Source organism: Promicromonospora sp. NPDC052451, assembly GCF_044547525.1.
In the GTDB taxonomy this organism is placed as follows: domain Bacteria; phylum Actinomycetota; class Actinomycetes; order Actinomycetales; family Cellulomonadaceae; genus Promicromonospora.
In genome coordinates, this window is the sequence record NZ_JBIUAP010000004.1 from 403,115 (window position 1) to 425,892 (window position 22,778).

The following is a 22,778-nucleotide window of genomic DNA, read 5'->3' on the forward strand; positions in this document are numbered from 1 at the left end:
TCGTCCTGAACCAGCGAGGAGCTCCCGCATGTCCGCAACCACGTCCCCGGCGCGCGCCCTGACCGGCGCGCCCGCCGGCACCGGCGCACCGGCCCGGGCCCACCACCGGCCGTCGTCCGCACGACGCCGCCTCAGCCCCGGGCGCGCCCTCGCCTGGACCTACCTCGGCGCCGTCGTGCTCGTGACGATCTTCCCGTTCTACTGGATCGTGCGGACGTCGTTCTCCAACAACTACGCGCTCATCACCAACCCGTCGTCGCTGCTGCCGGCGGACTTCACGCTCGGCGCGTTCCGGCGGGTGCTGGGCATCGCGACGTCCGCGGAGTCGCTGGCGGAGGGCGGCTCCGGCGCCAGCATCAACATCCTCCACTTCGCCCTGAACTCGCTGGTCTTCGCGACGCTCCAGACCGGGCTGGTGGTGTTCTTCTCGCTGATCGCCGCCTACGCCTTCGCCCGCCTGCACTGGAAGGGCCGCGACCTGGTCTTCTCCGCGCTGCTCACGGCGCTGATGGTCCCGGGCATCCTGACGCTGCTGCCGAACTTCGTGCTGGTCAAGGACCTGGGCCTGCTCAACACCTTCGGCGGCCTGATCCTGCCGGGTGCGCTGTTCTCGGCGTTCAACATCTTCTTCCTGCGGCAGTTCATGCTCGGCCTCAGCCACGAGATCGAGGAGGCGGCGCTCATCGACGGCGCGAGCCGGCTGCGCGTGCTGTTCCAGATCACGCTGCCCATGACGTCCGGCCCCGTGACGACGCTGTCGATCCTGGGCTTCATCGGGGCCTGGAACGACTACTTCTGGCCGCTCCTGGTCACCAGCGACGACAGCGTGCGGCCGCTGACCCTCGCGCTGGCCGTCTTCAAGCAGTCCTCGCCGCAGGCCGCACCCGACTGGGCCGGGCTGATGGCCGCCACGCTGGTCGCGGCGCTGCCCATGCTGCTGCTGTTCGTCGCGTTCGGCCGCCGCATCGTGGACTCCATCGGCTTCTCGGGGCTCAAGTGAGCGCCGCACCGGGCCCCGTCCGCCTGCGCTGGACCGAGCGTGCCCCGCACTGGACCGCGGCCACACCCGTCGGCAACGGCGAGATCGGCGGCATGGTGCTCGGCGACGCCCGCGGCCGCGTGACGCTCAACGACTCGTCGCTGTGGTCCGGCACCCCCGACGGTCCCCGGCAGGCGCTCGACGCCGTCCTCGCCGGCGGCGCCGGACCGGACCGCCTCGCCGAGGTGCGCGACGCCGTCGCCCGGCATGACGACGCGGCGGCCGAGCGGCTGCTGCGCACCTTCGAGGGCCCCTGGAGCCAGGAGTTCCTGCCGCTGGGCGACCTCGACCTGGACCTGGGCCGGATCGACGCGGCGGCGTACGAGCGGGTGCTCGACCTGGCCTGCGCCGTGGTCGACGAGTCGTTCCTGGTCGACGGCGTGCGCGTGCGCCGCAGCACCTGGGCGGGCGCGGCCGACGGCGCGCTGTTCGTCGAGCTCGTCGCCGACGCACCGGTCTCGGCCGTGCTGCGCCTGCGCTCGCCCCTGCGGGTCGTGGACGCCGGCGCCCGGGCGCAGGGTCCCGGGAGCGCGCACCTGGCGCTGCTCGTCGAGGCACCGATCGACGGCGCGCCGCAGCACGAGCCGGACGCCGTCGCCCACGTGTGGCGGGACGGCGGGCCGGGGTTCGACCCCGTCGCGGCCGTCGCCGTGGCGCTGCACACCGACGGGACGGCAACCGTCCGGCCGGCCGGCCACGCTGCCGGGACGGGCACCGGCGACACGCCGCCGCCGGCCGGGTACGAGGTCGTGGTCACGGGGGCACGCCGGATCCTGCTCGCCACCACCACCGAGACGAACACGCGCCGCTGGTGGCGGCACGAGCCGCCCGCGACGGGCGACGCGCTGATCGCCCGCGCGGCCCGGCGAGCCGGGCGGCTCGCGGTGGCCGACGCCGCCGAGCTCCGCGTCCGGCACGAGGCCGACGCCCGGGAGCTCCTCGGGCGGTCGGGCCTGGAGATCGGCCGCGTCGCACAGGACGACGGGCACGCCGCCGTCCCCGCGACGGGCGAACCCGTCGACGTCGCGACCCTCCTCGCGGACGGCGACGACCGCGCGCTGGCCCCGGTGCTGTACGCCTACGGACGCTACCTGCTCGTCTCGTCGTCGCGGCCCGGGTCACCGCCGGCGAACCTCCAGGGCATCTGGAACGCGTCGATGCGGCCGCCGTGGTCGTCCAACTACACGATCAACATCAACACCCAGATGAACTACTGGCTCGCCGAGCGCACCGGCCTGGGCGAGCTGCACGGACCCCTGCTCGACCTCGTCGAGCGGGTCGCCCACCAGGGACGCGCCGTCGCCGGTGCCCTCTACGGGGCGCGCGGCTGGGTGGCGCACCACAACACCGACCCGTGGGGCTGGGCGCTGCCCGTCGGCGCGGGCCATGGCGCAACGTCCTGGGCGTTCTGGCCGATGGGCGGCCTGTGGCTCGCGGACCACCTGTGGCAGCGCTGGGAGTACGGCCGCGACCGTGACGAGCTGACCGGGCGCGTGCTGCCGCTGCTGCTCGGCGCGAGCGCGTTCGCCCTGGACTGGCTGGTGCCCGGCGCCGACGGCACCCTCGGCACCTCGCCGTCGACGTCCCCCGAGAACTCGTTCCGCCGCGCCGACGGGTCGACCGGAGCGGTGTCGACGTCGTCCGCGATGGACCTGACGCTGATCCGGGCCACGTTCGAGCGGACGCTCGCCGCGGCGGACCTCGCGGCCGGCGGCGCGGACGAGGCGCTGCTCGACGAGATCCGCGCGGCGCTCCCCCGCCTGGCACCCCTGCGCGTCGCGGACGACGGCACGCTGCACGAGTGGGGCGACGACGTGGTCGCGACCGACCCGCACCACCGCCACCTGTCGCCGCTGATCGGGCTGCACCCGCTCGACCTGATCGACCCGGTGCGCACCCCCGACCTCGCGCAGGCCACCCGCCGCACGCTCGACGCGCGCGGCCCGGGGGCCATGGGCTGGTCGTGGTCGTGGAAGATGCTGATGCGGGCCCGGCTGGGCGACGGCGACGTCGCGCGCGACCTGCTGCGCGAGGCGACCCACCCGTACACGGGTGACCCCGACCGCGACGCCCCGGTGGACGGCTCCGAGTGGGGCGGGCTGCTGCCCAACCTGTTCTCGACGCACCCACCGTTCCAGATCGACGGCAACTTCGGCCTGGCCGCGGCGATCGCGGAGCTGCTGGTCGGCTCCGGCGAGGGCACCCCGGAGGACCCGCTCCGTCTGCTGCCCGCCCTGCCCACGGCCTGGCCCGACGGTCGCGTCACGGGCGTGCGCACCCGTGGCGGCATCGCGGTCGACCTCGCCTGGCGGGCCGGCCGCCCGGCCACCCTGCGCCTGCACGACGCCGTCGGCGGCGCAACGCGCGAGGTGGTCGTGACCTTCGCGGGCCTGTCCCGCACGCTGCCCGTCGACGGTGCGACGATCCCGGTCGCTGACCTGTTCGCCGCCACGGCGGCGCCGGCCGGGACGGAGGCGTCATGACCGCGGACCCCCGCGAGGCGGCGCTGCACGCCTACCGGTCGACACAGGATCTCCCGGACGACTTCGCCGCGTTCTGGCGCGACACCCTCGCCGAGGCACGGGCCGCGAGCGCGGAGGCGCCGGTCGCGCACCCCGTGACCACGCCGCTGGACGCGATCGACGTCCTCGACGTGACGTTCCCCGGTTTCGCCGGCGACCCGGTACGTGCCTGGCTGCGCCTGCCGCGGCACCGCTCCGGCCCGCTGCCCGCGGTGGTCCACTTCACGGGCTACGGCGCCGGGCGCGGGCACGCCATCGACGACCTCACGTGGTCGGCGGCGGGCTACGCCCACCTCGTCATGGACACCCGTGGCCAGGGTGACGGATCCACGCCGGACGGCCCGTGGGGTGACAGCACGGGCTACGTGACGCGTGGCCTGGCCGATCCCGCGGGGTACTACTACCGCCGGGTGTTCACGGACGCGGCCCTGGCCGTCGACGCCGTGCGCCGGCTGCCCGGCGTGGACCCGGACCGTGTGGCCGTGCTCGGCAACAGCCAGGGCGCCGGGATCGCCCTGGCCGCCGGGTACCTCGCCGACGGGGTCCGGGCGGTGCTCGCCCAGGCACCGTTCCTCGCCGACCTGCCCGGTGCGCTGACCCTGGCCGCGCAGGGGCCGTACCGCGAGCTGGCCGACCTGTTCGCCCGCGACCGGCCGCGCCGCGAGCGCGCGCTGGCCACGTTGCGCTACGTCGACGTCGTCAACTTCGCGCGCCTGGCACACGTGCCCGCGTGGTTCTCCTGCGGGCTCGACGACGACATCACTCCCCCGCAGACCGTGTTCGCCGCGCACAACGAGTACGCCGCGCCGCACGACATCGCCGTCTGGCCGGCCAACGGCCACGACGCCGGCGGAAGCCTCGACCGGCAGGGCGCGCTCGACGTGCTCGGCCGCATGCTCGGGGCCGACGCCGGCCACCTCACCCATCCGTCTCCCCTGATCGAAGAGGAATCATGAGAACGAAGCACATGCTGGGCATCGTCGCCGCAGCCGCCGTCACCCTCTCGCTGACCGCGTGCGCGGGCGGCTCGGCCGGCGGCGCCGCCGAGGAGGGTGCCCACGCGGGCACCGTCAACTGGTGGACCTGGGACGAGAAGCAGGCCGAGTCGTACAAGACCTGCCTGCCCGCCTTCCAGGAGAAGTACCCCGACATCACGGTCAACATCACCCAGTACGCGGTGGACGACTACTTCACCAAGCTCACCGCGGGCTTCGTCGCGGGCAACGCGCCCGACGCCTTCCAGAACAGCGTGGAGTTCCTGGACTCGTACGCGCAGCAGGGCCAGCTCGAGCCGCTGGACGACTACATCGCCGAGTCGGACTACGACCTCGGGGTGTTCAACGTCGGCGTGCCGGCGTTCACGTACACGGACGACAAGCAGTACGCGCTGCCCCTGGACTTCGCCGGGTCGGCCTTCTACTACAACAAGGACATGCTCAAGGACGCGGGCCTCACCGAGGACGACGTGCAGAACATGACCTGGAACCCGGACGACGGCGGCACCTTCGACGACGTCGTGGCGCGCCTGACCGTGGACGAGAACGGCACGCGGGGCGACGAGAAGGGCTTCGACAAGGACCACGTGGCCGTGTACGGCATCGGCGCGCTCGGCACCGCCGACTACCTGGGCCAGACCACCTGGTACCAGTTCGCCGCCTCGACGGGCTGGCAGATGCGTGAGCCCGAGAGCTGGCCCACGTCGTTCGCCTTCGACGACCCGGACTTCACCGGGACGATGAGCTATCTGCGTGGCCTGTCCGACCGAGGCCTGGCCCCGGAGTTCGGCCAGTTCACCGTGGGTGACACCGAGCAGCTGGGCTCGGGCTCGGTCGCGATGATCTCCGGCGGCTCGTGGTCGGCCACGACGTTCGCGAAGCTGCCGGGCCTGTCGGTGGGCATCGCGCCGAACGTGCTCGGCCCCGACGGCGAGACGCGCGTGGTCATGAGCAACTCCAACGGCAACATGCTGTGGTCGGGCAGCAAGGTCAAGCAGGCGGCCTGGGACTGGATCTCGTTCATGGGCACCGCCGAGTGCCAGGAGAGCGCCGCGCTGACGTCGGGCTCGTTCTTCCCGTCCATCCCGTCGGCCATGGACGCACTCGCCGCCGACCAGCTCGAGCAGGGCGTGGACCTCAGCGTCTTCGTGGACTACGCGAAGAACGGCGAGCTGGAGCCGTCGCTCGCCTACGGCAACGGCGCGGAGCTCAAGTCCGAGCTGCAGCCGCTGTTCGAGGCGTACTACAGCCACCAGCGGGACGACGACGTCTGGCAGGAGGCCTCGGACAAGGCCGCCGAGATCCTGTCCAAGTGACCACCGGCCCGGGTGCGCCGTCCTGCCGGAGAGGCGGGACGCCGCACCCGGGCCCGACCACGAGGTTCCCATGAGCGCACCACCTCCCCCGGCGGCCCCGCGCCGCCCGCTCCTGCGCACGGCGGCGTCGGCGGAGATCTTCACGCGCATCATCACGCACGGGCCGGTCAGCCGGATCGAGGTGGGGCGGCTGACCGGGCTCTCCCCGGCGAAGGTGACCAAGACCGTCAGCCCGCTGATCCGCGACGGCTTCGTCACGGTCGGCGAGCACGCCGAGAGCTCGTCGCCCGGGCGCCCCGTCTACCCGCTGAGCGTCGTGCCGCGCTCGATGCTCGCGATCGGCATCAAGGTGAACGCCGACGAGCTCGTCGGTGTCGCGGTGAGCATCGGCAACGAGGTGCTCACCTCGGTCCGCCGCCCGCTGGCCCGGCACGACCCCGACACGGTGGTGGCCGAGATCGTGCGCTGCGCCCGCCGGCTGGTGGACAAGCTCGGCGACAGCGCCGGCCGGCTCGTCGGCCTCGGCGTCTCGGTGTCGGGCGAGGTCGACACCGCCTCCGGCGTCGTCCGCCACTCCCCGCTGCTCGGGTGGTCCCACGTGCCCCTGGGGGCGCGCGTGGCGCGGCAGGTGGACCTGCCGGTGATCGTCGAGAACGACGTGCGCGCCCTGACGAAGTCCGAGCAGTGGTTCGGGCTGGGCGTGGAGGCCGAGAGCTTCGCGATCGTCACCATCGGCGCCGGCATCGGCTGCGGCATCTCCGTCAACCGCGACGTGCTGGTGGGCGCGCACGGCGTGGTGGGCGAGATCGGCCACCTGCCGCTCGCCCCGCCGGACGCGCTGTGCGTGTGCGGGCGCCGGGGCTGCGTCGAGGCGGTCGCCTCCTCGGGGGCGATCCGTGACGCGGTGCGCGCCGGCCGCGGCGACCCCACCCTCACCCTCGCGGACGCCGTGACCCTCGCGCACGACGGCGACCGCACCGCCGTCGACGCCTTCGACCGCGCGGGCACGGCGATCGGGGCGGCCCTCGCGGTCACCGTGAACCTCGTGGACCCGGAGGTCGTCGTCATCGCGGGCGAGGGCGTCATGGAGTACGACCTGTACGAGCGCCGCATCCGCGAGGAGTTCGCCGCGCACGCCTTCGGCGCGGCCGCGAGCTGCCGCCTGGTGGTGCGGCGGCACACGTTCATCGACTGGGCGTGCGGCGCGGCGGTGGCGGCTTTCCGCGACGCCCTGCGGCCGGCGTCGGCCTGAGCCAAGGTGCCGGGTGGGCCGAACCACGTTCACCTGTACGCCGCGGATGCCGGCCCTGCCGAATCGTTCGGCTGAGCCGGCATCCGCGACGCTCAGGCACACACGGTGCACCCCACCCGGCACCTCGTCACACGGGCCTCCGGCCGTCCGCACCGATCGGCGCTCACCGGTGCGGACGAGACCGCCGCCCACGGGGTCGACGGCGGCAGAGGCCCTGCCTACGGCCCTACTGCCCCGTGAAGGTGAACGGCGAGCCCGGTTCCTTCTCGATGTCACCGTCGCGGGAGTTCGTGACGGTCACGTTCGACAGGATCGCGTTGCCACGGGCACCGGCCATCGCGAGGATGCCGGAGCCGTTGTTCGACCGGTCGATCCGCACGTTCGTGATCCGGACGTCGGGCATGTTGCCGCCGCCGTTCTTGAACTGGATGCCGTCGTACGTGGAGTCGACGATGTCCGTGTCGCGGATGGTGACCCCGGTGATGTCGTGGGTCTGCGGGAAGATCGTGATCGCCCCGAACTCCTGGTCCTCGTTCCAGAACGCCCCGCCCGTGCGGTACAGGCCGTTGTTGGCGATCAGCGTGGTGCCCGAGAACGGCAGCGGGTCGTGGTCGGTCGCCAGCATGATGCCGGGGTAGTTCATGGTGTCGTAGACCAGGTTGTTCTCGACTGTGTTGTCGTAGCCGCCGTAGATCGCGATGCCGTTGGCGCGCCACGGGAGCTGGACGGTGTTGTTGCGGAACGCGTTGTCGTGGCCGACGTCGACGTTGCGGTCCTTGACGTACGGGTTGGCCCAGACGGCCAGCGCGTCGTCGCCCGTGTTGCGGAACGAGGAGTTGAACACCAGCGAGTTGCGCGTGCCGTTGCTGAAGTTGATGCCGTCCGCGTAGGTGTTGCGGATGCGCATGCCGGAGAACTCGACGCCGTCGCCCGGCCCCCACAGCTCGGGGATGTTCGAGTAGTCGCGACCCACCCAGACGCCCACGTTCGCGTGCTCGATCCACACGTTGGTGATCTTCGTGTTCTGGCCGAACCGCCCGTTGAGGCCGACGCCGCCCTCCTGCTGGCCGTTGTCGCCCCGGATGTCGCCCGAGCCGAAGATCGCGATGTCGGAGATCTGGACGTTGTCGTCGATGTCGAACCCGAAGTTGCCCTCGTGCGGGTGGTTGATGACGCCCGGGGCGAGGTGCGGCTTGATCAGGCTGTAGAGCTGCGAGTGCCACATGCCCGCGCCGCGGATCGTGACGTCGCTGATGCCCACCTGGTTGTGCGTGCCGCGGTCGAGCGGGTCGTCCGTGAGGATCTTCTTCTCCTGGCGCCACTGCCCCGCCGGGATCCACACGCAGTCGATCTCGCCCTCCTGGTCGGCCGTGACGGCGGCCTGGATGGCGGCCGTGTCCTCGAGGCCGTCGTTCGGCACGGCCCCGTACTCCGTGATGGAGGTGCACTCCGCCGGCTTGGCGGTGGGCGGCGCGACCTGCTCCAGCTCGACCAGGTCGATGACGTAGAACGCGGCGTCGTCCCCGGCGTCACGCTGCAGCCTGAACTCCGTCCCTGCCGGGAACGACCGGCCCAGCAGCGCGTGCGACTCGTCGAACAGGCGCCGGGCGTCGCCGCCCGGGGTGTTCGTGAGGCCCTCGGGCTGGTCGGTGGTGCCGTACAGCCACGAGTGCTTCGAGGAGAGCGTCAGCTTCTGCACGAACTGGCCGTCCGCGTAGAGGCTGATGGTCTTCTCCTGTCCCCCGCCGCCGGCGGCATCCGGGATGGAGTTGCGCACCACGATCGAGTTGGTCGGGGTGGTGGACGTGAACTGCACGTACTGGCCCGTGCTGGTCAGCCGCACCGACTCGCGGCCCGACGACTCGGTGGCGAAGTTGGTGTGCCCGAACGTGCGCAGCGGGTCGGTCTCCAGGAGCGTGCCGGTGTACTGCCCGTCCTCGGCCTCGTACGTGGTGTACGGCACGGCGGCGCCGCGCCCCACGGTCACCGCGAGCGTGCCGGTGTTGTTGTCCTCGTTGGTCTCGTCGACGACGTCGGTCGCGTCGGCCGTGGCGGTCACGGTGACGCCGCCGTTGGTCGCCGTCCACGTCGCGGACGGCGTGACGGTGACGGTGCCGCCCGCGGGGACGGCCGGCGTCGTGCCGCTCAGGGTGGTCGAGCCCGCGACCACGCGGGTGACCGAGCCGGCCGCGACCGGCTCGTCGCCGCGGTTGCGCACCTGCACGGAGAAGGACACGGCCGCGCCGACCGCAGGGTTGGCCGGGTCCGAGGACACCGACACGACCTCCAGGTCGGGCCCGGGCGCCTCCCCGACCACGAGCTTGGCCGGGGCCGTGAAGGCGTTGTCGGTCTCGTCCTGCTCGGCGACCTCGTCGTCGGGGTCGACGACGGCGCCCACCGTGTACTCGCCGGCCGGACGGGTGCCGGCCGCGACCTCCACCTGGGCGGTCGCGCCGGGCTGGAGCGCGGCGACGTCGGCCGAGCCGGCCGTGCTGCCGCCGACCTTCGCGTCGAGCGTCGTGGCCGCCGAGGCGAGGTCGCCCGTGTTCTTGACGGTCGCGGTGAGCGTCACCGGCGTGGTCGCGGTGGGCGACGCCGGGGCGGTGGTCACCGCGGTCACGGTGAGGTTCGGGTTCGGCGCCGGGGCGCCGTAGACCTCGAGCTCCGCGACCTGCCCGTTGCCTGCGCCGGTGTTGCCGGTGAACCGCAGGCGCACGTCCGTCACGGTGCCCGTCAGCGGGATGTCCACCAGGTTGCCCGTCGCGGGCGCGAAGGCGTAGCCGGCCGAGGCCTTGAGCTCCTGCCAGGAACCCGTGCCGGTGCGCCCCCAGACCGAGAACGTCTGGGTGCGCGGACCCCACGCGCCGTCCGGGTTGAGGCGCACGCGCGCGCTGCCGAGTTGCGTGGGTGCGGCCAGGGAGACGTCGAGCGTGGCGGGGTACTGCCCGCCGGCGCCCTCCCAGTAGGTGCCGGCCTGCCCGTCCACGGCGTTCGCGGCCACGTACGTCCACTCGGCCGACGACGCGACCGCCGGGCGGCCGGCGGCGTAGTTGGTGCCGGTCGGGTCCGGCGGGTCGGTGGGATCGGTCGGGTCGGGGTCGCCCGTGGGGGTGCCCCACACCTGCAGCTCGGAGACCTGGCCGTTGCCCGCGCCGGTGTTGGCGGTGAACGCCAGCCGCACCTCGTCGGCCGCGCCGTCGAGCGGGATCTCGACCCGGTTGCCGCTCGCGGGGTCGAACGCGTAGGCGGTCGGGGCCTTGAGCGCCCGGAACGCCGACTCGCCGTCGGACCGGCCGAGCACGCTGAACGTCTGCGTGCGCGGCGACCAGGCCGCGGGCGGCGGCAGCGTGACGACGACGCGGTCGACGTCGGCCTCCCGACCGAGGTCGACCGTGAGGTGCGCCGGGTACTGCCCGCCCGCCCCCTCCCAGTAGGTGCCGGTGTTCCCGTCGTTGGCGTTGCCCGCCACGTAGTCCTGCGTCACGGACGACGCCGTGATCGGCGCGCCGAGCGCCAGGTTCGTGGCGTCCGCGGCCTGTGCGACGGCGGCCAGGCCGAGCGGGGCGACCAGTGCCAGCGCGGCGCTCGCCACGACCGTGTGCTTCCAGGGGATTCTCATGAACGTCCTCGTTCTCCCGCCGGGGCGGGCGTCGTCCACCCGCGGGCTGCGTCGCCCGACGACGGCACGACCGGCTGGTCCGCGTCGACGTCCTGGGTGGGTCGGGTCGGCGCCACCGAACCAACCCGCGAGGAGCCGGCACACCGGAGGCGAGAGTGAAGAGTTGCAGCACGTGCACTGCTTTGTGCTCGTTGTCTGTCAATTTCTTGCAGTCTTGCGGTCTGGATATTACGAGGGCGAATCCGGGCCGTCAAGAGCCGGCGACACGCTCCGCAACGCACGCGAGCTCGGTCGGTTGCCTCGGGATCGGTCCGCCGATGGACCGATCTCGAGGCAACCGACCGAGCTCGCGGTGCCTCTAGGCCGTGCTGGTCAGGGGCGACCCGGGGTCAGCACGTCCACGCCGTCCAGCGTGTACGTGCCGCTGACCACCCGGACCGTGACCGTGTGGGGACGGTTGCCGAGGTCGCGCAGCCAGTACGACGTCTCGCGCGTGCCGGCCGGCCCCACCTGCACCGTGCGCGGCGGGCCGCCGTCGACCCGCACCTCCAGGGTGGCCGCAGCCGTGGCGCCGAAGAGGTTGAGCCCCGTGCCCCGGAAGGGGACGGTCACGGAACGGCCCGCGGCCAGCACGTGCTGCGTCCGGTTGAAGTGGGCGTACCCGGCCTGTGTGAACGTGAACCCGTCCGGGTAGGTCAGGCGCGCGTCGGCGTCGTCGATCTTCTCCGAGGCCCACGCGTACCCCTGGACCGGCGTCACCGCGAGGTTGTCGTAGCGGGTGTTGTAGAACCCGCTGGTCAGCGCGATCCGCCCCGCGAGCACCGGGTTGGCCGACGAGTCCGTGTACTGCCCGAGCCGGACACCGTCCAGCGTCGCCGTGACGACGTTCCCACGCGCCTCGACGGCCAGCCGGTGCCACGCGGCCGCGTCGAACCCGGCCACCGCACCCGAGGCCACGACCTGGTCGAGCTTGCGGAGCTGCCACCGGCCGTCCTCGTGCACGCGGACCGCGTACGTGGCCTGGTCACCGCCGCGCGCGTACGTCTGCCGCACGCCGAGTCCCGCGTAGTTCGCCAGGCTCGCGTCGCGGTCCACGCCGTCCAGGCGGAAGTCCACGGCGGCCGCGTAGTCGGCCCAGCGGTGGTCGCCCAGCACCGTGGACGGCGCCGCCGTCTGGAGCACGTCCTGCCGGCCGTTGCCCCAGACGTTCCAGGTGAAGCCGCGGTTGCCCGCGTGGATCTGCTGCTGGAGCACGTGCCCACGGCCGGTGTCCACCACCTCGAACGCGCCGTCCTGGTCCGCCGTGTAGCGCGGCGTGCCGCCGCGGCGCTCCAGGTAGGTCATCTCACGCCCGCCGACGGTCGTGACCGGGTACCCGTCGTACTCGAAGTCGTCGCGGTAGGGCAGCGGGAGGATGGTGTCCTCCGCGGCCGGCGCGAGGTCGCCCGGCACGTACTCGGCCGTCGCGCCGGAGGTGCCGTGCGCGAGCGTCGACAGCGTGACGATCGAGTAGGCGGGCACCTCGACCTGGTAGACGTCGTGCTCGACGCCGTCGATCGTCTCCGTGCGGACCGGCTCGTAGACGCCGGTGTTCTGGAAGTAGTTCGCGTCGTGCTCCTGGCCGGCGTCCGGCCCGCGGGTCTCCCACGCGTACAGCGGGCGGCCGCGCTCCCCCAGGTCGGCCACCTTGACCTCGAAGTACCGGTCGGTGCGGGTGTTGTTGGCATGCACCTGGGACCACTGGGCGGCGCCGTCGGCGTCGGCGGGCGTGCGGGCGGTCAGGACCGTGCGGGTGGACGTGTCGACATTGGTGCCGCCGTCGCCCTTGGTGCCGTCACCGCCCGTGGCGCCCTCGACGTACTCCCAGCCGTCGCCGACGAACTGGTGGAAGTGCCGCACGGCGACCAGGCCGACGTCGCCCTCCCAGTAGCCCGACCACGGGTCGGAGGCCCGCACCAGGTGCTTGGGCGAGTACTGCGTGCCCTCGTACATGGCACTGACCGCGGGCTGGAACAGGAACGTGGTCATGTGCGCCGGGTCGCTCCCGGCGCCGCTCCAGCGGTAGGCGTTGATGAACCGGTCCGCGATGTCGGCGGCCGAGACCGTGCCGCCGACGCCGCCGCGGGACGGGTCCGCGGACAGGCGGTACTGCGGGTCGATCATCGGGGCCACGCCCTCGGAGTACAGGATCTCCTTGCCGAACTCCTTGTTCAGCCGGGTCACATTGGGGCCGCCCACGATGTCGTAGTGGTAGCCGAGGGCGTCGATCTGCTCCAGGGCCGCCGGGTCGGCCAGGATGCGCGCCGCGACGGCGTCGCCCTCGCGGTAGGAGTCCAGCGCCACGATCTTGATGTGCGAGTAGTCGTAGCGGGCGTCCGGCGCCGCCGCGTCCCGCTCCAGCCACTGCGCGAACTGGACCGTCCACGCCAGCTCGGCCGCCTGATACGTACTGCCCCGCACCTCGTTCTGCGACGGGCTCATCCAGTCGAGCTCGACACCGAACGTGTCGTACGCGGCGTCGATGGTCTCCTTGTACCACTGGTAGCGCTTCACGGGATCGTTGCCGGTCCAGGACGGCTCGCCCCAGCGCAGGGCCTCGGTCTCGATGTCCGGGTTGATCGACAGCGCATCGGCGATGAAGTGGAAGCCGGCGCCGCGCAGCACGTTCGCGGGCTCGTCGGCGCTGCGCTTGGTGGCCGGCTCCGCGCCCGACGACGAGTTGCTGTCGGCGCCGAGCTCCACCTTGATGTGCTTGAGCCCCGCGCCCGTGACCGGGTCGAAGAGCATCCGCATGATGCGCCAGTAGGCCTCGGGCTGCTCCTCCTTGTAGTCGAGCAGCAGCTTGCTGGTGTTGTTGCAGGACACCGAGCCGAACCCGCCGAACGTGTTGTACGCGGTGCCGTCGGCGCGGCGCTCGACGTCGTCGCCGTCGACCAGCAGCTCGCGCCAGTCGATCGACGGATCGTCGAGGCGGAGCACGGGCAGCGCGGCGGCATCGCCCGTCGGACCGAGCACGGTGGCCGACGGCGCGGCCGCGGCCGGCCCGCGCGGGGCGCTCGCGCTGGCCGACGGGGCAAGGAGGCCACCCGCGGCGAGCGCGAGGGCTGCGGCGACGGCCGTGGATCGGGCCGTGCGGGGGTGCGGACGTGGCATGAGGCACTCTCCGTCGTCGTTGACTGGGAACGGCGCACGGAGCGGCGATCAGCGATGATCGTTTCTGATCGCTTGAGGCCGCCGCTCCGCGCTCTGCTTGGCCAGAACCTAGGACGGACCCCGTAACACGGTCAACATTCTGATCGATAGTGATCGAATGCCGTAGCCGGCGCTCCCTACCGGCCGCCGATCCGGTCCAGCTCCGCGACGTCCTCCGGCCCGAGCACGAGACCCGCACCGGCGACGTTCTGCCGCAGGTGTGCGATCGACGACGTACCCGGGATCAGCAGGATGTTGGGCGAACGCTGGAGCAGCCACGCCAGCGCGACCGAGATCGTGGTGGCGCCGAGACGCTCCGCGACGGCGGTCAGGGCCTCGGACTGCAGCGGGCTGAACCCGCCGAGCGGGAACCAGGGCACGTACGCGATGCCCTGCGCGGCGAGCCGGTCGATCAGCTCGTCGTCGTCCCGGTAGGCGAGGTTGTACATGTTCTGCACGCTCACGATCGGCGCGATCGCCTGGGCCTCGGCCACCTGCTCCGCGGTCACGTTGGTGAGGCCGAGGTGCCGCACCAGACCCTCCTGCTGCAGCTCGACCATGGTCTCGAACGCCTCGGCCAGCGACTCCTGGTGCCGCCCCTGCCCGTTGCCGAGCCGGAGGTGGACGAGGTCCAGGGCGTCGAGCCCGAGCGACTCCAGGTCACCCTGGACCTGGGCGCGGAGCTGTTCCGGGCGGCGGGCGACCGGCCATCCGCCCTGCTCGTCCCGGGTGGCCCCGGCCTTCGTGATCACGTGCAGCGAGTCCGGGTACGGGTGCAGGGCCTCGCGGATGAGCCCGTTGGTGATCCACGGGCCGTAGGCACCGGCGGTGTCGACGTGCGTGATGCCGAGCTCGACCACCTCGCGCAGGACGGCGAGCGCGCCGTCCCGGTCGGCGGGCGGGCCCAGCACCCCGGGGCCGGCGAGCTGCATGGCGCCGTAGCCGAACCGGGTGACGGTCATGTCGCCCAGGGTCCAGGTGCCGCCGGGCAGGGTGGGGGTGGTGGTGCTCACGTGGTGGCCTTCCGTCAGGGGGTCGCGGAGGGCGAGCGGTCTGCCGCCGTCCGGCCCCACGTCGATCGTGCGGCCCGCACCGGCGCGGCGTCCAAGACCGGTTCGATCGGTCCTGATACCCCGCGGGTATCACCGATATCCTGCGCTCATGGACGCACTGGAGACGCGTGAGCTGAGGTACTTCGTCGCCGTGGCGGAGGAGCTGCACTTCGGCCGCGCGGCCGAGCGCCTGAACATGGCCCAGCCGCCGCTGTCCCGCGCGGTCCAGCAGCTCGAACGGCGCCTCGGCGTCGTGCTCCTCGACCGGGACCGGCGCGGCGTGTCCCTCACGGCCGCAGGGCGGACGCTCCTGGGCGAGGCCCGGGTCGCCCTCGACGCCGTGGAGGCGGCGGCCCGCCGCACCCGCCGGGCCGCGACGCCGGAACCCGGCCTGGTGCTCGCGACGAAGGCGGGTGCCGCGCACGAGCTGCTCAAGGAGCTGCTCGACGCCCACGCCGCCCGTCCCGGCGCCGCCCCCGTCGAGGTGCTGCTGTGCGAGATCGGCGGGCAGCACCAGCTCCTGCGCAGCGGGCAGGCCGACGTCGCGATCGTGCACGCCCCCTACGACGTGCTCACCGGCCTGGACACCGTCGAGATCCGCACCGAGGGGCAGGTGGCGATCGTGCCCGGCACCCATCCGCTGGCCGCACGCACCAGCCTGACCCTGGCCGAGGTGAGCGACGTACCCGACCTGCCCATCGCGCGCTGGCCGCTGCACGACGGCACCTACCCGCCCGGCCCCGGCCCCGAGGTGCGCAGCCAGTCCCAGCTCGCGCAGCTCGTCGCGCTCGGCCGCACGCTGCTGGTCATCCCGGGGTCCAGCCGGGCCTGGCAGTGGCCGGAGCACGTGGCGGTGCCCGTCGTCGACGCCCCCGAGGTGACGACGCTGCTCGCCTGGCCCGCGGGCGTCCGGTCGGCCGCGCTGGACGACCTGGTGGACACCGCGACGGGGCTGGCCGCGAGCGCCCGGTAGGGGCCCCTCGGGCGCTCGGTCCCCGTGCAGCCCGGGGGCCTCGACATGACCGCGGTGCTCTGCTTCGATGACGAGGTGGTCAGGCACCTCACGTGGGAACTGGACCTTCGCGAACCAACCGGGCCGCAGGACGCCGGAGCGCACCGAGCGCGTCCCGGCGGACGGCCGCTGGCGTCGGCATGGGCCGAGCTTCCGACCTCGACGCGCGCCGTCTGTCTCACGCTGCCGCCGGCCGGGGCCGCGCTCTCGATCGTCGGCCTCGCCGGGGACCTGCGCGGTTGGTGGGACGGGCTGGGGTTCGCGGCAAACCTGCTGTCCTCGCTGACGGGGCTCCTGTTCGCGGTGCCGTTCGCACTCGTCGTCGTCGGGCGCCTCGCAGAACACCAGGACGACGTCGCAGAGCGCCGTCGGGTCGCCCGGATGTCTCGGCGCGAGTGGGACCTGATCGAGGCCGCCTGGGGCGAGGCGGCACGTCTCGCACCCCACATGCTGGACCTCTGCCGTGCCCGGGCGCTGCCGGCTGGTTCTGGACTCACGCAGGCCGTCAGGTTCACCCACCTGACCCGCGAGGTCAACGCCGAGCTGCGCCACGTCTCCGGACTGTGCGGGCAGCTGCCCACCCGATGGGACTCGGCGGAGGCCGGGCTGAACCAGCGCCGGATCGAGGTCGGCCTCAACCCCCTCCCTGCGTCGTGCGCCGCATTCCTCAGGAGGGCGGCGGACGAGTTCGCGGCGCTCGACGCCGCGTGCCGTGAGGAGCCGTCCTTGGCTTCCCTCGACCGGGCGGGCACCTCGTTCCAGGCTCTGGAATCCATGGGTTTGTCAGGCGACACGAGCGGACTGGAACCGTTGCAGCAGACCTTGCTGTTCGACGTCGAGCCACGGCCGCTCGGGGCGAGCCCCGACCCGTCAGCGGGCTCCTACGAGAGCATCAGCCGGCGCCTTCGACGGTCGCCCCGGCCGTTGCCACGTGTCTCGCTGCGTTCTGACGTTCGCCCCCATCAGGGTTCGCGCCCCGACCCGACCTGAGCCGTGTCCCACCAGGCCAGCACCCGGGCCGCGTGGAACGTCAGCCACCTCGACGGCTCCCCGGCGTCCACGTCGACCTCGAACCACACCCGCCCCGGGTGGCGGCGGGCCTGGAGCCAGGTGCCGTCCGGCCGGCGCTGCGCGCGGACGTGCTCGACGGCGTCCGCCAGCCGCGGGTCGGGTGGTGTGCCGCGCAGCACCGAAGCAGCACGGAAGTAGTCGGTGGCGCTGAGCACGTCGTAGAACGAGCGGAACGGGTAGGCGAGCCGGAACACCCAGTCGCCGAACGGCTCGCCGGTCGACAGCCGCCGGATCAGGTGCCGCGCCAGCAGGTACTCCTCGGCGCGGGCCTGCGCCTCGCGGGTGGCGTCGGTGCCACCGGTGGCCGCCTCGTGCGCCAGCAGGCCCTTGAGCCCGTTGAGCGTGGAGCGGACGGAGGCGCGGGTCGACCCCTCGACCCACTCGCAGTTCCAGCCGCCCTCGGCCGCCTGGTGGGTGACGAACCAGTCGGCGATCCCGCCGACGTCCGCCCCGAGCCACACGCCGTTGGCCAGGGTGAAGCCGTTGATGCAGGCGTCCACCTCGCCGTCCCAGTAGGGCAGGTCGTCGTACTCCCAGCGGGCGTTCGCCGCGATGCGCGCTGCGGTGTCCCCCAGCACCCGGGCGGGCACGCCCCACTCGCGCAGGCTGGTGAGCGACCACGTGGTCGCCGTCCACGGCTGCCCGGCGCCGGGCTGGGCCTCGGGGCCGTGGAAGTCGAAGCCGGCCGGGAAGAACGCTCCGCCGGCCCACGTGCCGGCGTCGTCCTGGAGCGCGAGCAGGCGTGCGCCGAATCCTTCGGTGGCGACACGGGCCCGTGTGGCCTGCCAGACGGCGTCGGGCTCGCCCGCCAGGTCCCGCTCGACCTGCCAGCGCAGGGCGGGGTCGCTGTCGAGCAGCCAGGCCAGGACGGCGCCGGGTGTCCGCGAGGAGGTCATACCCCACGGTAGGCCGGGCGGGCCCCTGACATCGGTCATGTGCACCGACTGCCCCGGCGTGTTCGGTCGCTTGCCTCGAGATCGGTCCGCTGATGGACCGATCTCGAGGCAAGCGACCGACCTGCGCTCCTGGACCGGTGCATCTGACCGAGGTCAGCGGGGCCTTGCAGGCCGGGAGGCCAGACAGGCCAGACAGGCCAGGCAGGCAGGCCAGGCGGGCCAGGAACCCAGGAGGCCAGCAGGCCAGCAGGCCAGCAGGCCAGCAGGCCAGCAGGCCAGCAGGCCAGCAGGCCAGGAACCCAGGAACCCAGGAACCCAGGAGGCCAGGAGGCCAGCAGCCAGGAGACCCGGCGGCCGGCGGCGTTGCGACCTCCCCGGGGCGGGCTTAGGTTCGGGTGGACCTGCCGGCCCGGCCTTGGCCGGGTCGCCGGTGGGAGCCGCAGCCGAGACGGGAGCATGCATGCCGAACGTCGCCGAGACCATGGTCGAGATCATCGAGGACGCCGGCGTCGAACGGGTCTACGGCCTGCCGGGCGACTCCCTGAACGGGTTCACCGACGCCGTCCGCCGCAGCGAGCGGCTCACGTGGCAGCACGTGCGGCACGAGGAGGCGGCGGCGTTCGCGGCGGGCGCGGAGGCGGCGCTGACCGGCGAGCTCACGGTGTGCGCGGGCAGCTGCGGGCCGGGCAACCTGCACCTGATCAACGGGCTCTACGACGCCCAGCGCAGCCGGGTGCCCGTGCTCGCCATCGCGGCGCACATCCCGGGGGTGGAGATCGGCAGCACCTACTTCCAGGAGACGCACCCCCAGGAGCTGTTCCGCGAGTGCAGCGTCTACACGGAGCTGGTGAGCACGCCCGAGCAGCTCCCGCGGGTGCTGGAGATCGCGATGCGGACGGCGGTCGAGCGGCGCGGTGTGGCCGTCGTCGTCGTGCCGGGCGAGATCTTCCTGGCCGAGGGCGCGGACCGCAGGAGGTCGGCGCCCCTCCGGGCGTCGCGCAGCGTGGTGCGGCCCGACGACGACGGGCTGCGGCAGGCGGCCGAGATCCTGAACGCCGCCAAGCGGGTCACGATCCTGGGCGGCGCGGGCACGCAGGGCGCCCACGACCGGGTGCTCCAGCTCGCCGGCCGTCTCAAGGCACCGATCGTGCACGCGCTGCGCGGCAAGGAGTTCCTGGAGTACGACAACCCGTACGACGTGGGCATGACGGGCCTGCTCGGCTTCTCCTCCGGCTACCGCGCCATGGAGAGCTGCGACGCGCTGCTGATGCTCGGTACCGACTTCCCGTACCAGCAGTTCTACCCGTCGAAGGCGAAGATCGTGCAGGTCGACCTGCGCGGCGAGCAGCTCGGCCGGCGCACTCCCGTGGACCTGGCCCTGGTGGGCGACGTCGGTGACACCCTCGACGCCCTGCTCCCCCTGCTGGACGACCACCGGGACCACAAGCACCTCGACTCCTGCCTGAAGCACTACGCCAGGGCCCGCAAGGACCTCGACGACCTCGCGGACAACGACCGCAACCGCGAGCCCATCCACCCGCAGTACGTGGCACGGCTGGTCAGCGAGCTCGCCGACGACGACGCGGTGTTCCTGCCCGACGTCGGCTCCCCGGTCGTCTGGGCGGCCCGCTACCTGACGATGAACGGCCGACGCCGGCTCGTCGGGTCCTTCAACCACGGGACGATGGCCAACGCCCTGCCGCAGGCCGTGGGCGCACAGTCGGCCTTCCCGGACCGGCAGGTGATCGCCCTGGCCGGCGACGGCGGGCTCGCGATGCTGCTCGGTGAGCTGCTGACGCTGCGGCAGAACCGCCTGCCGGTGAAGATCGTGGTGTTCAACAACTCGTCGCTGAACTTCGTCGAGGTGGAGATGAAGGCCGCGGGCTTCGTGAACTTCGGCACCGATCTCGACAACCCGAGCTTCGCCGACGTCGCACGCGCGGTGGGCATCCACGGCCAGCGCGTCGAGCAGCCGGACGACCTGGAGGGCGCCCTGCGTACGGCGTTCGAGCACGACGGCCCGGCCCTGGTCGACGTCGTCACGGCGCGCCAGGAGCTGTCGATCCCGCCGGCGATCACGGCGCAGCAGGTCAAGGGGTTCACGCTGTACGCGATCCGCACCATCCTGTCGGGGCGCGGCGACGAGCTGGTGGACCTCGCGGACACGAACGTGTTCCGGCGGCTGTTCGGCTGACCGCGAGCCGGTCGCGCCGGCAGTGTCAGTGGCTCGTGCGAGCATCGGGCACATGACCTCGATCCAGCGTCTCCGCCCCGAGGGGCTCGTCGCCAGCCCCGCCTTCAGCCACGTCGCCGTCGTCCCGCCCGGTGCGACCACGATCTACGTGGGCGGCCAGAACGCCGTCGACGCCGACGGCGCGCTCGTCGGTGCCGGCGACGTCGCGGCGCAGTCGGTCCGCGCCCTGGAGAACGCGGGCGTCGCACTCGCGGCGGCCGGTGCCACCTACGCCGACGTGGTGCAGTGGACGGTGCTCTTCGTCGACGGCGTCGACCTCGCGGCCGCCTACGGCGCGATCGCGCCGCTGCTGGCCGCCGAGGAGCCGCCGTTGGTGCTCGGAGCCCGTGTCGCCGGACTCGGGGTCCCGGGCGCGCTCATCGAGGTCAGCGCGATCGCGGCGGTGGTGCGCTGACGTCACCGTCCCGCGCCGGCGACGCCCACGGGTTCACGCCCGTGACCGCGCCAGCAGCCACACGAAGTACGGCGCCCCGAGCAGCGCCACCACGAGCCCGGCGGGGAGCTGCGCCGGAGCGATGACGGTGCGGCCGAGCGTGTCGGCCAGGCCGAGCAGCACGGCCCCGAGGAGCATCGCCACGGGCAGCACGCGGGTGTGCCGCGCGCCGACCAGGGCCCGCGCCGCATGGGGCGCGACGAGCCCGACGAACCCCACGACGCCGACGGCCGTCACGCTCGTGGCGGCCAGCCCGGCCGCCAGGGCGAGCACGAGCAGCCGGGACCGCTCCAGCCGGACGCCGACCAGGCGCGGCGTGTCGTCGTCGAGGGCGAGCAGGTCGAGCTCGCGCCGCACGACCACGGCGAGCGGCAGGGCGAGGGCCAGCACGACCACCACGGGCAGCACCTGCTCCAGCGTGCGCCCGTAGGTGGTGCCCGACAGCCAGGTGTAGATGCGCGGGGTGTTCCACGGGTCGGCGCGCAGCAGCAGGAACGTCGTCAGCGCCGTGGTGAGGTAGCCCAGGCCGATGCCGATGAGCACGAGCCGGTCGGCGTGCAGGCCGCCGCGCCAGGCCAGCAGGTACACGAGGGCGAAGGCGAGCAGGCCGCCGAGCACGGCCGCCGTGAGCATGCCGCCGGTGCTCGCGGCCACGCCGTTGCCCCACGCGGTGCCGGCCACGGCCGTGACCACGACCACCGCCCCCAGGCCCGCTCCCCCGGTGATGCCGAGGATCCCGGGTTCGGCCAGCGGGTTGCGGGCGGTGGCCTGCACCATCGTGCCGGCCAGGGCGAGGGCGGCACCCGCGGCGAGGGCGGCCAGCACGCGCGGCGCGCGCTCGTCGAGCGCGAACCGCACCACGGCCGGTCCCTGGTCCTGGAGCCACAGCGCGATGTCGCCGGTGCGGAGCCACGTGGACCCGGCGAGCAGCCCGAGCAGCGCCACGCCGGCCGCCAGGGCGACGCACACCGCGAGCACCACGGCGAACCGGCGTGTGCTGCGTGGTCCGGCCGTCGCCGCGGGCGGGCGGCGGGACGGCCCGGCGTCGCGCAGCCGCCGCGCCAGCAGCACCATGACCAGCGCGCCCGCGAGCGTGGTGGCCACGCCGGTGGGCACCGACAGGGCGTCCTCGGCGCCGAGCAGGGCGCGCACGACGGCGTCGGCGAGCAGCACGACGAACGCGCCGAGCAGGCCCGCGGCCGGCAGCAGGATCGCGTGCCGGTGCAGCGCGGGGACCACCCGGGCCAGCAGCCGGGCGACGACGGGCGCGGCCAGCCCCACGAACCCGAGCGGTCCGGCCAGGGTCACGGCCGCGGCGGTGAGGAGCACAGCCAGCAGCACGCCGACGGCGCGGGTCGAGCGCACGGGCACACCGAGCGCGCCGGCCGTGTCGTCGCCGAGGCCGAGCACGTCCAGCCGCCGGGAGATGAGCAGCCCGCCGGCGGTGGCGAGCACCACCACGGGCAGCGCCCGCCAGAACGCGGTGAGGTTGAGCTGGGTCAGGGAGCCGCTGCCCCAGGCGAACAGGCCCGTCGTCTCGTTCTCGAACAGGATGAGCAGGGCGGACGCCGCGGCCTGCAGCGCGAGCGCGACGGCGGACCCCGCCAGCACCAGGCGCGTGGACGACGATCCCGCGCCGCCGGCCAGCCCCAGCACGAGCGCCGCGGCCGCGATGCCGCCCGCGAACGCGACGGCACCGGACGCCCACAGCGGAACGGCGATGCCGAAGGCGGCCACGGCGACCACCGCGACGTAGGAGCCGGCGGTCACCGCCAGCGTGTCCGGCGAGGCCAGGGCGTTGCGTGCGATCGACTGGAAGAGCGCCCCGGCCACGCCGAGGGCGAACCCGACGGACACGCCCGCCGCGAGGCGCGGCAGACGTGAACCGACGAGGATGTCGCGGACCGCCGCGTCGTCGCCCGCGGACGAGCCCGTGAGCAGACGGAACAGGTCCGCCGTGCCCACGCCGGACGTGCCCTGCGTCAGGTGCCAGGCACCGACGGCGAGCACGGCCAGCGCGAGCACCACCAGGGTGGCGCCGCCCGTCGCCCAGGCGGCAGGGCGCGACGCCGGGGCCCCGGGCAGGGTCCGGGCCGGGGAGGGCGACTGCGTGGCGGTCACGGCG

14 protein-coding genes are annotated in these 22,778 nt (G+C 73.4%); 9 read left to right on the top strand and 5 right to left on the bottom strand.

The genetic code is table 11. The features are described 5' to 3' along the window. Positions 1-28: 28 nt before the first annotated feature. The 5 genes from ACIG47_RS09760 to ACIG47_RS09780 all read left to right on the top strand — a co-directional run bounded on the left by ACIG47_RS09760 (position 29) and on the right by ACIG47_RS09780 (position 7,124). The gene (locus ACIG47_RS09760) at positions 29-1,000 is read left to right on the top strand and encodes a carbohydrate ABC transporter permease (protein WP_397430630.1); all 972 of its coding nucleotides are present in this window, start codon (positions 29-31) and stop codon (positions 998-1,000) included. Then, positions 997-3,522, top strand: coding sequence for a glycosyl hydrolase family 95 catalytic domain-containing protein (locus ACIG47_RS09765; protein WP_397430631.1), 2,526 nt, complete (start codon positions 997-999; stop codon positions 3,520-3,522). Before ACIG47_RS09760 ends, ACIG47_RS09765 begins: the two co-directional genes overlap by 4 nt. Beyond that, positions 3,519-4,517 (top strand): acetylxylan esterase, encoded by a 999-nt coding sequence (locus ACIG47_RS09770; protein WP_397430632.1) that lies wholly within the window; start codon positions 3,519-3,521, stop codon positions 4,515-4,517. The genes ACIG47_RS09765 and ACIG47_RS09770 overlap by 4 nt, the downstream gene beginning before the upstream one ends. Next, positions 4,514-5,872: an ABC transporter substrate-binding protein gene (locus tag ACIG47_RS09775; RefSeq protein WP_397418380.1), complete on the top strand. Its 1,359-nt coding sequence runs from the start codon at positions 4,514-4,516 to the stop codon at positions 5,870-5,872. Before ACIG47_RS09770 ends, ACIG47_RS09775 begins: the two co-directional genes overlap by 4 nt. Positions 5,873-5,942: 70 nt before the next feature. Beyond that, entirely contained in the window at positions 5,943-7,124 is a 1,182-nt protein-coding gene (locus ACIG47_RS09780; RefSeq protein ID WP_397430633.1) for an ROK family protein, read from the top strand. Between the two features lie 226 nt (positions 7,125-7,350). Here ACIG47_RS09780 and ACIG47_RS09785 read toward each other — a convergent pair whose 3' ends face one another. From ACIG47_RS09785 to ACIG47_RS09795, 3 genes are all read right to left on the bottom strand, one after another. Then, positions 7,351-10,743 carry a CARDB domain-containing protein gene (locus ACIG47_RS09785; protein ID WP_397430634.1) on the bottom strand — a complete coding sequence of 1,131 codons (3,393 nt, stop codon included), beginning with the start codon at positions 10,741-10,743 and terminating at the stop codon, positions 7,351-7,353. A gap of 372 nt (positions 10,744-11,115) precedes the next feature. Next, the gene (locus tag ACIG47_RS09790) at positions 11,116-13,896 is read right to left on the bottom strand and encodes a hypothetical protein (protein WP_397430635.1); all 2,781 of its coding nucleotides are present in this window, start codon (positions 13,894-13,896) and stop codon (positions 11,116-11,118) included. Positions 13,897-14,072: 176 nt separating this feature from the next. Further along, a complete protein-coding gene (locus ACIG47_RS09795; protein WP_397430636.1) occupies positions 14,073-14,948 on the bottom strand; it encodes an oxidoreductase in 876 nt (291 codons plus the stop codon). A gap of 148 nt (positions 14,949-15,096) precedes the next feature. Here ACIG47_RS09795 and ACIG47_RS09800 point away from each other — a divergent pair, with 148 nt between their 5' ends. Together ACIG47_RS09800 and ACIG47_RS09805 are read left to right on the top strand one after the other, a co-directional pair. Beyond that, entirely contained in the window at positions 15,097-15,960 is an 864-nt protein-coding gene (locus ACIG47_RS09800) for a LysR family transcriptional regulator (protein ID WP_397430637.1), read from the top strand. Positions 15,961-16,005: 45 nt separating this feature from the next. Then, entirely contained in the window at positions 16,006-16,989 is a 984-nt protein-coding gene (locus tag ACIG47_RS09805) for a hypothetical protein (RefSeq protein WP_397430638.1), read from the top strand. On the opposite strand, the gene ACIG47_RS09810 is transcribed toward ACIG47_RS09805, so the two are convergent. Further along, complete coding sequence (locus ACIG47_RS09810; RefSeq protein WP_397430639.1) at positions 16,962-17,966, bottom strand: squalene cyclase; 1,005 nt, start codon at positions 17,964-17,966, stop codon at positions 16,962-16,964. The genes ACIG47_RS09805 and ACIG47_RS09810 overlap by 28 nt on opposite strands. A gap of 460 nt (positions 17,967-18,426) precedes the next feature. On the opposite strand from ACIG47_RS09810, the gene poxB reads away from it, so the two are divergent. Continuing rightward, entirely contained in the window at positions 18,427-20,160 is a 1,734-nt protein-coding gene (gene poxB / locus ACIG47_RS09815) for a ubiquinone-dependent pyruvate dehydrogenase (RefSeq protein ID WP_397418356.1), read from the top strand. A 52-nt stretch (positions 20,161-20,212) separates the two neighbouring features. Further along, on the top strand, positions 20,213-20,614 hold the full coding sequence (locus ACIG47_RS09820) for a RidA family protein (protein ID WP_397418354.1): 402 nt from the start codon (positions 20,213-20,215) through the stop codon (positions 20,612-20,614). A 33-nt stretch (positions 20,615-20,647) separates the two neighbouring features. Here ACIG47_RS09820 and ACIG47_RS09825 read toward each other — a convergent pair whose 3' ends face one another. Further along, positions 20,648-22,774, bottom strand: a complete 2,127-nt coding sequence (locus ACIG47_RS09825) for an iron ABC transporter permease (protein ID WP_397430640.1) — start codon at positions 22,772-22,774, stop codon at positions 20,648-20,650. Positions 22,775-22,778: the final 4 nt, after the last annotated feature.

Bases quoted from the DNA above. Each gene is read 5' to 3' on its own strand.
- ACIG47_RS09760 (WP_397430630.1), top strand. From the start codon at position 29: ATGTCCGCAACCACGTCCCCGGCGCGCGCCCTGACCGGCGCGCCCGCC.
- ACIG47_RS09770 (WP_397430632.1), top strand. From the start codon at position 3,519: ATGACCGCGGACCCCCGCGAGGCGGCGCTGCACGCCTACCGGTCGACA.
- ACIG47_RS09775 (WP_397418380.1), top strand. From the start codon at position 4,514: ATGAGAACGAAGCACATGCTGGGCATCGTCGCCGCAGCCGCCGTCACC.
- ACIG47_RS09780 (WP_397430633.1), top strand. From the start codon at position 5,943: ATGAGCGCACCACCTCCCCCGGCGGCCCCGCGCCGCCCGCTCCTGCGC.
- ACIG47_RS09785 (WP_397430634.1), bottom strand. From the start codon at position 10,743: ATGAGAATCCCCTGGAAGCACACGGTCGTGGCGAGCGCCGCGCTGGCA.
- ACIG47_RS09790 (WP_397430635.1), bottom strand. From the start codon at position 13,896: ATGCCACGTCCGCACCCCCGCACGGCCCGATCCACGGCCGTCGCCGCA.
- ACIG47_RS09800 (WP_397430637.1), top strand. From the start codon at position 15,097: ATGGACGCACTGGAGACGCGTGAGCTGAGGTACTTCGTCGCCGTGGCG.
- ACIG47_RS09805 (WP_397430638.1), top strand. From the start codon at position 16,006: ATGACCGCGGTGCTCTGCTTCGATGACGAGGTGGTCAGGCACCTCACG.
- ACIG47_RS09810 (WP_397430639.1), bottom strand. From the start codon at position 17,966: ATGACCTCCTCGCGGACACCCGGCGCCGTCCTGGCCTGGCTGCTCGAC.
- poxB (WP_397418356.1), top strand. From the start codon at position 18,427: ATGCCGAACGTCGCCGAGACCATGGTCGAGATCATCGAGGACGCCGGC.
- ACIG47_RS09820 (WP_397418354.1), top strand. From the start codon at position 20,213: ATGACCTCGATCCAGCGTCTCCGCCCCGAGGGGCTCGTCGCCAGCCCC.